The 13,485-nt window shown below is 72.8% G+C and carries 12 protein-coding genes; 8 read left to right on the top strand and 4 right to left on the bottom strand.

Features of this window, described 5'->3' with window-relative positions; translation table 11 throughout:
* Positions 1-18 precede the first annotated feature (18 nt).
* Positions 19-1,860 carry a M48 family metallopeptidase gene (locus ACN263_RS25365; protein WP_422736807.1) on the bottom strand — a complete coding sequence of 614 codons (1,842 nt, stop codon included), beginning with the start codon at positions 1,858-1,860 and terminating at the stop codon, positions 19-21.
* 151 nt (positions 1,861-2,011) lie between these two features.
* Here ACN263_RS25365 and ACN263_RS25360 point away from each other — a divergent pair, with 151 nt between their 5' ends.
* The 4 genes from ACN263_RS25360 to ACN263_RS25345 all read left to right on the top strand — a co-directional run bounded on the left by ACN263_RS25360 (position 2,012) and on the right by ACN263_RS25345 (position 5,404).
* Positions 2,012-2,983, top strand: coding sequence for a DUF4034 domain-containing protein (locus tag ACN263_RS25360; RefSeq protein WP_422736806.1), 972 nt, complete (start codon positions 2,012-2,014; stop codon positions 2,981-2,983).
* Positions 2,984-3,076: 93 nt separating this feature from the next.
* Positions 3,077-4,096, top strand: a complete 1,020-nt coding sequence (locus ACN263_RS25355) for a prephenate dehydrogenase (protein ID WP_422736805.1) — start codon at positions 3,077-3,079, stop codon at positions 4,094-4,096.
* A gap of 10 nt (positions 4,097-4,106) precedes the next feature.
* On the top strand, positions 4,107-4,757 hold the full coding sequence (locus tag ACN263_RS25350; RefSeq protein WP_422736804.1) for an SIMPL domain-containing protein: 651 nt from the start codon (positions 4,107-4,109) through the stop codon (positions 4,755-4,757).
* Entirely contained in the window at positions 4,757-5,404 is a 648-nt protein-coding gene (locus tag ACN263_RS25345; protein ID WP_422736803.1) for a nucleoside/nucleotide kinase family protein, read from the top strand. Before ACN263_RS25350 ends, ACN263_RS25345 begins: the two co-directional genes overlap by 1 nt.
* Positions 5,405-5,422: 18 nt before the next feature.
* On the opposite strand, the gene ACN263_RS25340 is transcribed toward ACN263_RS25345, so the two are convergent.
* On the bottom strand, positions 5,423-5,980 hold the full coding sequence (locus tag ACN263_RS25340; RefSeq protein WP_422736802.1) for a sugar O-acetyltransferase: 558 nt from the start codon (positions 5,978-5,980) through the stop codon (positions 5,423-5,425).
* 177 nt (positions 5,981-6,157) lie between these two features.
* On the opposite strand from ACN263_RS25340, the gene ACN263_RS25335 reads away from it, so the two are divergent.
* A complete protein-coding gene (locus ACN263_RS25335; RefSeq protein WP_422740822.1) occupies positions 6,158-9,433 on the top strand; it encodes a S8 family serine peptidase in 3,276 nt (1,091 codons plus the stop codon).
* A gap of 51 nt (positions 9,434-9,484) precedes the next feature.
* Here ACN263_RS25335 and dapD read toward each other — a convergent pair whose 3' ends face one another.
* Positions 9,485-10,444: a 2,3,4,5-tetrahydropyridine-2,6-dicarboxylate N-succinyltransferase gene (gene dapD / locus ACN263_RS25330; RefSeq protein ID WP_422736801.1), complete on the bottom strand. Its 960-nt coding sequence runs from the start codon at positions 10,442-10,444 to the stop codon at positions 9,485-9,487.
* Positions 10,445-10,522: 78 nt separating this feature from the next.
* On the opposite strand from dapD, the gene dapE reads away from it, so the two are divergent.
* Complete coding sequence (gene dapE, locus ACN263_RS25325; RefSeq protein ID WP_422736800.1) at positions 10,523-11,596, top strand: succinyl-diaminopimelate desuccinylase; 1,074 nt, start codon at positions 10,523-10,525, stop codon at positions 11,594-11,596.
* A 38-nt stretch (positions 11,597-11,634) separates the two neighbouring features.
* Here the strand turns inward: dapE and ACN263_RS25320 are convergent, their stop codons facing one another.
* Positions 11,635-11,805: a hypothetical protein gene (locus ACN263_RS25320; protein ID WP_422736799.1), complete on the bottom strand. Its 171-nt coding sequence runs from the start codon at positions 11,803-11,805 to the stop codon at positions 11,635-11,637.
* A 154-nt stretch (positions 11,806-11,959) separates the two neighbouring features.
* Between ACN263_RS25320 and ACN263_RS25315 the strand changes: the two genes are divergently transcribed.
* Positions 11,960-12,823 carry a TIGR00730 family Rossman fold protein gene (locus ACN263_RS25315; RefSeq protein WP_422736798.1) on the top strand — a complete coding sequence of 288 codons (864 nt, stop codon included), beginning with the start codon at positions 11,960-11,962 and terminating at the stop codon, positions 12,821-12,823.
* A complete protein-coding gene (locus ACN263_RS25310) occupies positions 12,823-13,368 on the top strand; it encodes a TIGR00730 family Rossman fold protein (RefSeq protein WP_422736797.1) in 546 nt (181 codons plus the stop codon). The genes ACN263_RS25315 and ACN263_RS25310 overlap by 1 nt, the downstream gene beginning before the upstream one ends.
* The last annotated feature ends 117 nt before the right edge of the window (positions 13,369-13,485 follow it).

Genomic DNA, 13,485 nt, shown 5'->3' with positions numbered 1-13,485 from the left:
TCGACCGCCCGGTGGGCGTCAGTCGCTGATCCGGCCGAAGACGCGCAGCAGGGTGTCCCGGCTCTGCTTCTCCAGCAGCTCGCTGCTCATCAGCTCCTGCATGGCGACCACCCGGCCGTCGTGCAGGGTCAGCTCCGCCTTCAGCGGCACCTGCCGCTTGACGTCCACGGAGGCGATCTCCTCGTACGGCAGGAACGTGTGCCGGGTCGCCAGCTCCGCGATCGGCACCGACTCGACAAGTGTGCGCAGCCGCGTCTCGCCCTGGCTCGCCTTGCCGGGGTCGGCGACCAGGACCAGCCCCCGGTCGAGGATGAGCACGTCGTGCTCGGTGCCGTCGATCTTGATGTTGGCCAGCGCGCCGATCAGGTCGGCGTCCCGCCCGGAGACCCGCTCCTCCACCACCGTCGCGTCGGACGGGTCGACGCCCAACTCCGCCAGGCGGGCCAGCGCCACGTCCAGGGTCTGCGGCGCGACGGCCAGCTTGGCGATCTCGGCGAGGTCCCAGGGTTGCCCGTCCGGGCCCACGAGCTGCGCCGGACCGGACCAGGAGAGCTGCCAGTGGGCCCCACCGGAGCGGACGGCCGCGTTGTCCAGCAGCGTCTCCATCGGTCCGGCGAACCGGGCGGCCGCCTCCTTGCGGGTCGCGTCGTCGAAGAACTGCTCGGCGAACTCACCCAGCCGACCGGATTTGACCAGCTCCAGCACGGTCGTGAGGCCCGGCGTGGTGACACCGGTGAAGCGCCCCGCGGCCCGGTAGATGCCGTCCGCCCGCTGCTGCACCATGGCCGCCACCGCCGCGGCGGTGAACTGCGTCCAGGGCAGCACCTCACGGCTGCCGTGGTCGACCACGAGACCCTGCAACTGCCGGCCGGCGTCGTCGATGTCGGCGAGCAGCAGCGCGGCCGGCCGTTCGTCCGGCGTGACCGCCCCGGCCGGCAGGTCCGCCATCGCGGCAACGCGGACGCCGATCGGCGGGTGAGTGTCCCACGGCGACGGCTTCCGGTCGGGGGCGTTCTCCCGCACCTCGGCCAGCTCGTCCCGGCGGGCGTCGAGCAGCTTGCCGAAGCCGCCGAAGAGGTCGTCCGGCGCGAGCCCGGCAGACCAGCCTCCCTCGACGTACCGGCGCATGAAGAAAGCCCAGGCGGCGCCCAGCGCCGGCAGCGTACGCAGCGCGGAGGCCGCGGCGTCGTGCCCGGCCAGCAGCACGGAGGAACGGTCTGCCTCCAGCTCCTGCCGCCGCGACGCGGCGTTGTCGACCATCAGGTAGAGCTTCGAGTAACCCTTGAAGACCCAGCCGATCGGGTTGCGCGAACTGATCCGGTCCAGCGTCTCCGCGATGGCCAGCCGACCCCGGTACGCCACGCCGCCGAGCCGGGTGTGCTTGCCGGAGTAGTGGCCCAGCTCGTGGGCGAGCACCGAACGGAGCTGGTCCACCCGCATCGCCTGGAGCAACGGCAGTCCGACGTACAGGGTGCGCCGCCCGCCGACCAGGCCGAGCAGTCGGCTCTGCTCGGCGACCGCGGCGTTCACCTCGGGCACCAGCCGGATCTCGTCCGGGGCACGGGTACCGACCGCGGTGGCCAGCTCCCGCACGGTGGCCCACAGGTCCGGCGCCGCATCCTCGGTGAGGACCAGGCCGGGTGCCGGCTCGTTCTTCGTTCGGATCGCGCGCCACAGCCCGGCGGCGACCGCCCCCAGCGCGACGACCAGGGGCAGCAACAGCTTCCCGGTGACGAGCCCGTTGGTGTGGCCGTACAGCCAGAACCCGAGCGCGACGACGGCGGCGAGCTGCAGGAGCGCGACGACGTAGAAGCCGATCAGCATGACCACCGAGGCGAGCGCCCGGTATGTCGCGGACATTTCATTTCCTCCCGCTGTTCGCCCGCATCCAGACGGCGGGCGGCGGAGCGGACCGTACGACGATGATCAGCAGTGGACAACCCCCTTCCGGATCGGCCTTCGCAAGATCTACGATCTGCCGGGTCTTCGACGGGGTGGGAGGAAACACGGCATGTGGCCGTTCCGACGTAGTGGCAAGCAGGCGGCCGTTCCCACGTTGCTCGTGGACCCGGCGGAGGGTGACCCGACCGCGCGGGCGCTGCGGGAGGCGGGTGAACGCCGGGACTGGGGCACCATCCGTGATCTCCTCACCCCGGTGACCGACCCGGACGACCACGCCTTCTACGTCTCGGCGCTCGCCGACACCGACGGCCTCCAGGACTGGATCGGCGAGTGGGTCGAGGCCGAGCCCCGCTCGACGCTGCCGGTGCTGGTGCGTGGGGCGCACGCGGTCTACTGGGCCTGGGAGGCGCGCAGCGGTGCCCGCGCCTCGCAGGTGAGCCAGGATCAGTTCAAGGAGTTCTGGCGACGGCTGCGGATGGCCGAGAACTCCCTGGACGAGGTGGCCGACCGCGACCCGGACGACACCACCGCGCGCACGTTCCTGGTCACCTCGGCGCGTGGCCGGCAGGTGGACCCGGAAGAGGCCACCCGGCGCTTCGACGAGGTGGTGGCCCGGCACCCGGCGCACCGGATCGCGCACGAGCAGATGCTCCAGTACCGCTGCCACAAGTGGTTCGGCAGCCACGAGGAGATGTTCGAGTTCGCCCGGGAGGCCGTGGCGAAGTCGCCGGCCGGTTCGCCGCTGGGGCACCTGATCGTCGTCGCGCACCTGGAGAAGTGGCTGGACCTGCCCGTGGGCGAGGACGAGGAGTACCTGGACGACGACGCCGTACGCGCGGAGATCAACGCCGCCGCCGACCACTCCGTACGCCACCCCGACTACCGACGCCGGCCCGGCTGGGCGAGCGTGCACAACACCTTCGCCATGGGCTTCTCGAAGGTGGGGGACCTGCGCTCCGCGGCCGGCCAGTTCGAGGTGATCGGCGACCAGGTGACCAGCTGGCCCTGGCAGTACATCAACAGAAATCCGGTGATCCCGTTCGTCGCGTGGCGGGACGACGCGATGGCCGCCGAGGACTGACCGGCGTCCGGGTCGCCGAGCGATATCCTCAGCGCCGGACCTGGTCGGGGCCGTGCCGGTCCCGTACCCCAGCAGGAACGTCGAGGTGTGCGGATGGTGGACAGGCCCGGCGCACGGGTACGGGCGGCGGTGGTCGGCACCGGCCTGATCGGTGGTTCGGTGCTGCTCCGGATGCACGCCGCGGGCGTCGACGTGACCGGTTGGGATCCGGACGAGGAGACCCGGCGACGGGCCCGCCGGATGGGCGTACCCGCTCCGGACCTGCTGGCCGAGGCGGTGGCCGACCGGGACGTGGTGTTCCTGTGCGGGCCGCTGCCCACCCTGCCGGCGACGCTTGTCGAGATGGCGACGATGACCGGCGAGAGTTGCGTGCTGACCGACGTCGGCAGCACCAAGGAGGAGGTGGCGGCGATCGCCGCCACGTCCGGCCTGACGGACCGGTTCGTGCCGGGGCACCCGATGGCCGGCACCGACCGGGCGGGCCTGACGGCCGCCGGGCCGGATCTGCTGGCCGGTGCCGCCTGGGTGCTGTGTCCGGCGCCGGGCGCGGCGACGCCCGCCTTCCGTTGGCTGACCGGCCTGCTGGTGGAGCTGTTCGACGCCCGGGTGGTGCCGATGTCCCCGTCCGCGCACGACTCGGTCGCCGCGCTCGCCTCGCACGTGCCACACCTGCTGGCCGGCGCGTTGGCCGGGGCGACGCAGCGGTCGCCGCTGCGCGACGCGGTGTTGGCCCTGGCCGCCGGGAGCTTCTCCGACGGCACCCGGGTCGCCGGGACGCCGGCCGAGCGGACGGCCAACATGCTGCTCGGCAACCGGGCGCGGGTGCTGGACGGGTTGGCCGAGGTGCGGGTACTCCTGGACGAGCTGGCGGACGCGCTGCGGTCCGCCGACGCGACCGGGTTGACCGCGAGGTACGCGCAGGCCGGCGCGGCGCGGTCGGCGCTGCGGGAGCGACGGTTCGCCCCGGCGGACCGGGACTTCCCGGCCGACGGGGACCACACCGACGAGGTGGCCTGGCTGTGCGAGCTGGGCGCTGCCGGCGGTCACCTGACGGGCTGCCGGGTCGGTCCGGACGTCGTCTCCTATCCGGCGCTGCTGCCGCTGGCTGACTAGGCTGGCAGGCATGGCGACGGACAGCCCGGTGGTACAGGTGCGCGGAGAGGCGACCCGGGAGGTGCCGCCCGAGTTGGCCCGGTTCGCGGTCACCGTGACGGCTCGCGGCCGGGATCGGGAGGCGACGCTCACCCAGTTGGCCGAGGGAGCAGCCGCCGTCCGGGTGCTGCTGGACGGTTCCGATCCGGCGGTGGCCCGGCGGGAGACCGGCGACCTGTGGGTCCGGCCGCAGACCAAGCGCTCGGGCGAACGCGTGGTGGGCTGGCTCGGCAGCGTCACCACCACGGTGACGGTCACGGACTTCACCGCGCTCGGTGAGCTGATGCTCCGGCTCGCCGACCAGGACCAGGTCCAGGTTTCCGGCCCGTGGTGGGAGCTGCGCCCGGACAGCCCGGCGTACCGCGAGGCGCGACACGCAGCGATCGGCGACGCGCTGCTGCGCGCCCGGGAGTACGCCGAGGCGCTGGGCGCCCGGGTCACCGCGCTCGTCGAGCTGGCCGACGCCGGTCCGGCCGACCGCCCGATGTTCGCCCGCGCGGCGTACGACGTCGGGGGCGGTGCCGGTGGTGGTGTCCCCGAGTTGGAGTTGGATCCGCAGCCGCAGACCGTGCAGGCGGCGGTGCAGGCCCGGTTCACGATCAGCGATCCGGTGCTCGGCTGATGCCGCCGGCCCGGGTGCTGGCCATCGACGAGCTGGTGGCGCGGGCGCGGTCACTGGCCGATGCCGGTCCGCGGCAACTGCTCGGCATCACCGGGGCGCCCGGTGCGGGGAAGTCCACCCTGGCCGAGCGGATCGTGGCCGAGGTCGGCGCGACCGCGCGGCTGGTGCCCATGGACGGCTTCCACCTGGCCCAGGCCCAGCTGGAACGGTTGGGCCGTGCCGACCGCAAGGGCGCCATCGACACCTTCGACGCCAACGGGTACGCCTCGCTGCTGCGCCGGCTGCGTCGGCTGGAGCCGACCTCGGTGTACGCGCCGGAGTTCCGCCGGGAGCTGGAGGAGCCGGTGGCCGGGGCGATCGAGGTGCCGCCGTCGGTTCGCCTCGTGGTGACCGAGGGCAACTACCTGCTGGTGCCGGACCCGCCCTGGGAGGAGGTCCGCACGTTGCTGCACGAGGTGTGGTTCCTCGACCTGGACGCCGAGCTGCGCCAGCGTCGGTTGACCGCCCGGCACGAGGCGTACGGGCGGACACCCGAGGAGGCCCGGGCCTGGGCGCTGGGCAGCGACGAGACCAACGCCGCTCTCATCAGCCCGACGGCCGTGCACGCCGACCTGGTGGTCCGCCTGCCGGAGGCGCCGGCCCCCTGACCGCGCTGCGCGCGCGGGTCAGTCGAGGTCGCGGACCGGTCGGGCCGGGTTGCCGACGGCGACGACGTTGGCGGGTAGGTCCCGGGTGACCACCGCACCCGCGCCCACCACGGTGTTCGCGCCGACCGTGACTCCCGCCAGGACGATCGCGCCGCCGCCGAGCCAGGCGTTGTCGCCGATGGTGATCGGCCTGGCGGCCTCCCACTTGTCGCGGCGTGGGCCCGGCTCCACCGGGTGGGTCGGGGTGAGCAGCTGCACGTTCGGTCCCACCTGGACGTCCGCGCCGAGGGTGATCGGGGCGACGTCGAGGAAGACCGCGTGGTAGTTGACGAAGGTGCGTGGCCCGATCCGGATGTTCCAGCCGTAGTCGCAGTAGAACGGCGGCCGGATCCAGGTGTCCTCGCCCAGCTCGCCGAGCAGGTCGTCCAGGGCCGCGAGTCGGGCCGCCGGGTCGGCCGCCGAGCTGGTGTTGAAGCGTTCCATCAGGCGGGCGGCCCGGTCCAGGTCGGCGACGAGTTCGGGGTCGTCGGCGAGGTAGGGCTCACCCGCCAGCATCCGGTCCTTCATCGAGGTCACCCGGTCGATGATGCCGGCTGGCCGTCGGGTCGGTTGGTCGCTCCGTCATATTTTGGACCCCAATTTTGCATACCAAGTATGCAACCATGACGGTGGTCAATGCGTCTCCACTGGTATCGACGCTCCACCGAGGAGGATCCGTTGCATCGACGTCGAAGGATTTCCGCCGCCATCGCCGTGGCCGCCCTCGTCCTGGGCAGCCCGGCGGTCGCCACGGCCAGCCCGCCGCGTACCCCCTCCACTCCCGCCGCCCCGGCCGCCGTGAGCCCGGCCGCCGGGAAGACCGTCACCCTGCTCACCGGGGACCGGGTCACCGTCACCGACTCCGGAGCCGCCTCGGTACGCCCCGGCCCGGGGCGTACCCACCAGCGGTTCCTCACCACCCGCGACCACGGCCACCTGACCGTGCTGCCGCAGGACGCCCTGCCCCTGGTCCGCGAGGGCCGGGTCGACCGGCGGTTGTTCGACGTGACCGGGCTGATCGCCGCCGGCTACGACGACGCGCGCCGCGCCGACCTGCCCGTGCTGGTCACTGCGAGCGCGGGCGCGCGGAGGGCGGCGGCGCCGACCGGGCTCACCGTCACGACCGAACTGCCCGCCATCGGCGGGTTCGCCGCCACGGCCGACAAGCAGCGGGCCACCGCCGTCTGGGCGGCTCTCACCGGCACCGGCGCCCGCATCGGCACGGCGGGGGGTGCCGATCGGATCTGGCTCGACGGGCTGCGGCAGGTCAGCCTCGACCACAGCGTGCCGCAGATCGGCGCGCCCGCCGCGTACCAGGCCGGCTTCACCGGTCGCGGGGTCCGCGTGGCGGTGCTCGACACCGGCATCGACGCCAGCCACCCCGACCTGGCCGGTCGGATCGCGCAGGCGGAGAACTTCACCGAGGCCACCGACACCGGCGACCCCGTCGGCCACGGCACGCACGTCGCCTCGATCATCGCGGGCAGCGGCGCCGCGTCGGGCGGCAAATACCACGGTGTCGCCCCGGATGCCACGCTGCTCAACGGCAAGGTCTGCGAGGAGTACGGCTGCCCGGACTCGGCGATCCTGGCCGGCATGCAGTGGGCGGCCGTCGACCAGCACGCAGACGTGATCAACATGAGTCTGGGCGGCACGGACAGCCCCGACGTCGACCCGCTGGAGGAGGCGGTCGAGTCGCTGACCGCGCAGACCGGCGCGCTCTTCGTCCTCGCCGCCGGCAACGACGGTACGGACGGCTCGGTCGGCTCACCGGGTAGCGCCGAGGCCGCCCTCACGGTCGGTGCCGTGGACCGCGACGACGCCCTCGCCGAGTTCTCCAGCCGGGGCCCGCGCGTCGGCGACGGCGGGCTGAAGCCGGACATCACCGCGCCCGGCGTGGAGATCGTCGCGGCCCGCGCCGACGGCACGCTGCTCGGCGAACCGGTGGGGGAGAAGTACATGACCCTCTCCGGCACCTCGATGGCCGCGCCGCACGTCACCGGCGCGGTGGCGCTGCTCGCCCAGCAGCACAGCGGGTGGACGGCGGCCCAGCTCAAGGCGACCCTGATGGCCTCGGCGAAGCCGCACCCGGACCAGACCGCGTTCCAGCAGGGCGCCGGCCGTGTCGACGTGGCACGCGCGATCACCCAGCGGGTCACCAGCGCGCCGGTCAGTGTCTCCTTCGGGCAACCGGCCTGGCCGCACGGGGACGACACCCCGGTCACCCGGAAGGTCGACTGGCACAACGACGGCCCGGACCCGCTCACCCTGGACCTGAGCCTGGAGGTGACCGGTCCGGACGGTCAGCCCGCCCCGGCGGGCATGTTCGCCCTCGGCGCGGGACAGGTCACCGTGCCCGCCGGCGGCACCGCCGGCACCACGGTCACCGTGGACACCCGGGTCGGTACGGACGGCTACTGGACCGGCCGGATCGTGGCCCGCTCCGGAGCCGCCGTGGCGGTCACCCCGGTCGCCGTGAACCGGGAGGTGGAGAGTTACCAGCTCACCGTCCGGCACGTCGACGCCGGCGGTGCGGTGCCCGAGGACTACGTCACCGCGCTCGTCGACCTGGACACCCTCACCAGCCGCAACCTGTACGACGCGGACGGCACCGTCGAGGTCCGGGTACCCAAGGGGCGGTACGGCCTGGCCAGCATCATCTTCGCCGGTGAGAGCGGCGCGGCCCAACTGGCCCAGCCCGAGCTGGTGCTCGACCGCGATGTCACGGTCACCGTCGACGCCCGCCGGGCCCGGCCGGTGCGCACCACCGTCCCGGAGCGTACGGCCGTCCCGGACCTGGTCGACATCAGCGCGAACTTCGTCGGCGTCGACGACGGCGGGTACGGCTTCGGTCTGCTCGCGTTCGACTTCACCGGCCTGGCCACCGGCAACCTCGGTCGGGCGGTCTCCGGCGCACGGTTCTTCGCCACGGTGAGCAGCCAGTGGCGCAAGCCCGAGGTGGCCAGCAGCCCTTACCTGTACGCGCTCAGTGAGAAGGTCCCCGGCCGGATGCCGACCGGCTTCGACCGGAACTACCGCGCCCGGGACCTGGCCACGGTCACCCACGAGTTCCGGGGCGGGTACGCCGGGCTGGTCGCCGAGCGGGTGGTCTTCCCGCACCTCGAACCGGATTTCGGCGGTTGGGCCACGGTCCTGCCGACGGCGGTACCCGGACAGCGGGTCGAGCACTACAACACCAACGGCCTGCGCTGGTCCTCGGAGCTCAGCTTCGGGGTGCCCACCGAGGACGGCTGGACCGACACGAAGGCGATGCTGGTCGCCGAATCGACGGCGTACCGGGCTGGCCAGCACGTCCGGGAGACCTGGAACACCGCGCCGTACGGGCCGTCCTTCCCGCCGCCGCGCTGGCCGGGCCAGGGCGTCTCGCGGCTGGGCGACCAGATCCAGGTGAGCATCCCGCTGCACGGCGACGCGGACGGCCACCTCGGCGGGTCGGTCACCGACACCGGCCGGACCGCCCTCTACCGCGACGGTGTCCTGGTGCAGGAGCTACCCGACCCGGGGGACGGGCAGTTCACCGTGCCGCCCGGCGCGGCCACCTACCGGTTGGAGGTGTCCGCGAAGCGGAGCTTCACCGACCTGAGCACCGAGGTCGGCGCGGCATGGACGTTCCGGTCCGGGCACGTGCCGGGCGACGACTTCCGGTACCTGCCGGTGTCGGCGATCCGGTTCACGCCGCCGCTCGGTCGGGACAACGCGGCACCGGCCGGTACCAGCCTGGTCATCCCGGTGCAGGTGCAGCGGCAGCCGGGTGCGCCGGCTGCGCGCCTGACCGGGTTGAGCGTGGACGTCTCCTACGACGGCGGGCGCACCTGGCAACCCGCCCGCGTCCGGCACGGCGGGCACGGGTGGACGGCCACCGTCCGGCACCCGGCCGGCCCCGGTTACGCGTCCCTGCGGGCCACCGCCCGGGACGCCGCCGGCAACACGGTGACGCAGCGGATCATCCAGGCGTACCGGTTGCGTTGAGGCGTACCCCCGGCGGGTCCGCGGCCTACCGCCGCGGACCCGGCGGGGACGTCAGTCGTTGGCGTGCAGGGCGGCGTTCAGCTCGATGCCCCGGCCGGTGCGCGGGCGGGCCTCCAGCGCGCCGTTCACCGAGTTGCGCCAGAACAGCAGGCCGTCGACGCCGGACAACTCGCGGGCCTTGACCACCCGGCCGTCCGGCAGCGTGATCTTCGAGGCGGCGGTGATGTAGCAGCCGGCCTCGACCACGCAGTCGTCGCCGAGGGAGATGCCGACGCCGGCGTTCGCGCCGATCAGGCTCCGCTCGCCGATGCTGACCTTCTCGGTGCCGCCGCCGGAGAGGGTGCCCATGATCGAGGCGCCGCCGCCGATGTCGGAGCCGTCGCCGACCAGCACGCCCTGCACGATCCGCCCCTCGACCATCGAGGTGCCCACGGTGCCGGCGTTGAAGTTGACGAAGCCCTCGTGCATCACGGTGGTGCCGGACGCCAGGTGAGCGCCGAGCCGGACCCGGTCCGCGTCGGCGATCCGCACGCCGGCGGGCACCACGTAGTCGGTCATCCGGGGGAACTTGTCCACCCCGTACACCGACAGATGCCGGCCGGCGGCCCGCTCGATCACCCGCAGCTCGTCCACCCGCTCCGGTGGGCACGGCCCGGCGGAGGTCCAGGCCACGTTCGCCAGCTTGCCGAAGATGCCGTCGAGGTTGAGCTGGTTGGGCCGCACCAGGCGGTGGGAGAGCAGGTGCAACCTCAGGTACGCGTCGGAGGCGTCCTTGATCGGGTCGTCCAGCGAGCCGATCACGGTCACCACCTGCACGGTACGCAGACCGGGCAGCGGCCGGTCGCCCAGCGCGCCCGGCGGCAGGTCCAGCACGTCCGACTTGTCCTCACCGGCGACCAGCGGCAGCTCACCCAGGCCCAGCTTGCCGGTCGGGTACCAGGTGTCGAGCACCTGCCCGTCGGCGGTGACGGTGGCCAGGCCGATGCCCCACGCGGAATCTGCGGACGTCACTGTTAACCCTCTCGGTCGCGGCCACGCCGGCCTCGGCTCGCTCCTCGCGCTGACAGACCTGAAGGTACCGTGCGAACCATGGAGAACCCGCTGACCCCCGAGGTCCTCGCCGATCCGGTGCAGCTGACCCGCGTACTGGTTGACATAGAGTCCGTGTCCCTCAACGAGAAGGCGATCGCCGACTGCGTCGAGGAGGTGCTGCGGGGCGTACCGCACCTGTCCACCCACCGGCACGGCAACACGGTGATGGCGCGTACCGACCTGGGCCGCTCGCAGCGCGTGGTGCTCGCCGGTCACCTCGACACCGTGCCGCTGAACAACAACTTCCCGTCGACCATGCGCGGCGACCTGATGTACGGCTGCGGAACCTCCGACATGAAGTCCGGCGTCGCGTACGCGCTGCACCTGGCCGTGACGCTGCCCGACCCGCGCTACGACATCACGTACTTCTTCTACGAGGCCGAGGAGATCGAGTCCCGGTACAACGGGCTGAACCTGGTCGCCCAGGCGTTCCCGGAGTGGCTGGAGGCGGACTTCGCGGTGCTGCTGGAGCCGACGTACGGCATCGTCGAGGCGGGGTGCCAGGGCACCATGCGCTCGGTGGTCACCACGACCGGCGTACGCGCCCACTCGGCGCGCTCCTGGCACGGGGTGAACGCCATCCACGCCGCCGGGGAGGTGCTGCGCCGCCTCCAGACGTACGAGGCACGCCGGGTCACCATCGACGGCTGCGACTACCGCGAGGGCATGAACGCGGTACGGATCAACGGTGGGGTGGCGGGCAACGTCATCCCGGACCTCTGCGAGGTCGAGGTCAACTACCGGTTCGCCCCCGACCGCACCCCGGCCGAGGCGGAGGCGCACCTGCGTGAGGTGTTCGCCGGTTTCGAGGTGCGGGTCACCGACTCGATCGCCGGTGCCCCGCCCGGGCTCAGCGCCGCCCCGGCGAAGGAGTTCCTGGCGGCGGTCGGCGCCGCCCCGATCGGCAAGCTGGGTTGGACGGACGTGGCCCGGTTCGCGGCCATGGGGATTCCCGCGCTGAACTTCGGCCCGGGCGATCCGAACCTCGCCCACCACCCCGACGAGCACGTCGAGATCAGCAAGATCCGCGACGGCGCGGCGACCCTGCACCGCTGGCTCGCACCCGCCTGATCCCGGTCACCCCGTTGCCGGTGACCAAGAGGTTCGCGTCAGCCTGGCCCGTTGTCGGCGGCGCGAACCTCTTGGTCGGCTCCGGAGGGGGCGGCGGCGGGCGAGAAGGCGGGATCGAGGGCGCGGGTGCGGCGGCGCTCGGCCACCACGTCTCGGATCCGTCGCTGCATCTGTCGACGGATCCGGATCATCTCGCTGTTGCTGATCACGCTGTCTCCTCCCCCGAAGGCGCGCGCCGGGGCATACCCGGTATGTGAATAGTAAGACGTACGGGACCGCCAAATAGTTGCCCTTGATCGCGAACTATTTCTCCGGCTCCCCGCCCCGGACCCCGACGGTGTGCCGCTCCACTACGGTTGCTGCATGAGCCAGAACAACGGGCGGGAGGCCGGCCGCGGTCCCGGACAGGAGCGGCACCGGGGCGCCGTCACGCTGCGTCGGGGCGCCATCCCGAACAGCACCGCCGACCAGCGGCTGCTGGATTCGCGCGGACGCGGCGACTGGAAGACCAAGGACGCCTGGCGCGCGCTGCGCATCCTCTCCGAGTTCGTCGAGGGTTTCGACACCCTCGCCGACCTGCCGCCGGCCGTCAGCGTGTTCGGCTCGGCCCGCAGCGGTCCGGAGACCGCCGAGTGTCGGCTGGCCGAGGAGTTGGGCGGCGCGCTCGCCCGGGCCGGCTACGCGGTGATCACCGGTGGCGGGCCGGGCGTGATGGAGGCCGCCAACCGGGGCGCCACCGAGGCCGGCGGGCTCTCCGTCGGGCTCGGTATCGAGCTTCCGTTCGAGCAGGGCATCAACGACTGGGTCGACCTGGCCATCGACTTCCGCTACTTCTTCGCCCGCAAGACCATGTTCGTCAAGTACGCGCAGGCGTTCGTGGTGCTGCCCGGCGGGTTCGGCACCATGGACGAGCTGTTCGAGGCGCTGACCCTGGTGCAGACCGGCAAGGTCACCCGGTTCCCAGTCGTGCTGATGGGGGTCGCCTACTGGCAGGGGCTGCTCGACTGGCTGCGCGACACGATGGCTGCCACCGGCAAGATCGGCCCGGTCGACCTGGACCTGATCTGTCTCACCGACGACGTCAACGCGGCCGTCCGGCACATCGTCGAGGCCGAGGCGGCGCTCTCGGCCGAGCAGGACGCGGTCCGCGACGAGGCCGTGGCGCGTACCGGCGCCGACCAGCAGGCCGCCGCCGAGCAGTCCGCCGACCGGCCCCGGGAGAGCTGATGGCCGCCGTCTGCGTCTTCTGCGCCTCCTCCCGTACCCTCGACCAACGCTGGCTCGACCTCGCCACCGAGACCGGCGCGGAGTTGGCCCGGCGCGGGCACACGCTGGTCAGCGGCGGCGGCTGCGTCGGCATGATGGGCGCGGTGGTCGACGGCGCCCGGGCCGCCGGTGGGCGCACGGTGGGCGTCATCCCGCAGGCGCTTGTCGACCTGGAGGTCGCCGACCTGGCCTCGGACGAACTGCTGGTGACCGACACGATGGCCGACCGCAAGACGTTGATGATCGACAGGTCGGACGCCTTCCTCGCGCTGCCCGGCGGTCTGGGCACCCTGGACGAGCTGTTCGAGGTCTGGACCACCGCCACCCTCGCGCTGCACGCCAAGCCGATGGTGCTGATCGACACCGACGGCTTCTACCGGCCCCTGCTGGACTGGCTGCACACCATCACCGACCAGCACTTCCTCAAACCGGCCGGCCTCGACCTGCTGACCGTGGTCGGCACGGTCCCCGAGGCGCTCAAGGCGCTGGAGTCCCACCTACCCTGACTCGGGGCCACCGCGTCGGTCGTGCGGGTGGCGGCAGGGCCGTCGGCGTGTCGTGCCGCCACCCACACGACCGACGCGACGGCGTGGGGTGGGGTTGCTGTCGTAGGGGGGTGATGG

The sequence above is a fragment of the Micromonospora sp. WMMD729 genome, from assembly GCF_049315225.1.
In the GTDB taxonomy this organism is placed as follows: domain Bacteria; phylum Actinomycetota; class Actinomycetes; order Mycobacteriales; family Micromonosporaceae; genus Micromonospora.
This window is presented reverse-complemented; position numbering and strand designations above follow the sequence as displayed.

Coding starts and splice junctions, on each gene's coding strand:
- ACN263_RS25365 (WP_422736807.1), bottom strand. CDS start 1,860: ATGTCCGCGACATACCGGGCGCTCGCCTCGGTGGTCATGCTGATCGGC.
- ACN263_RS25360 (WP_422736806.1), top strand. CDS start 2,012: ATGTGGCCGTTCCGACGTAGTGGCAAGCAGGCGGCCGTTCCCACGTTG.
- ACN263_RS25355 (WP_422736805.1), top strand. CDS start 3,077: ATGGTGGACAGGCCCGGCGCACGGGTACGGGCGGCGGTGGTCGGCACC.
- ACN263_RS25350 (WP_422736804.1), top strand. CDS start 4,107: ATGGCGACGGACAGCCCGGTGGTACAGGTGCGCGGAGAGGCGACCCGG.
- ACN263_RS25345 (WP_422736803.1), top strand. CDS start 4,757: ATGCCGCCGGCCCGGGTGCTGGCCATCGACGAGCTGGTGGCGCGGGCG.
- dapE (WP_422736800.1), top strand. CDS start 10,523: ATGGAGAACCCGCTGACCCCCGAGGTCCTCGCCGATCCGGTGCAGCTG.
- ACN263_RS25315 (WP_422736798.1), top strand. CDS start 11,960: ATGAGCCAGAACAACGGGCGGGAGGCCGGCCGCGGTCCCGGACAGGAG.
- ACN263_RS25310 (WP_422736797.1), top strand. CDS start 12,823: ATGGCCGCCGTCTGCGTCTTCTGCGCCTCCTCCCGTACCCTCGACCAA.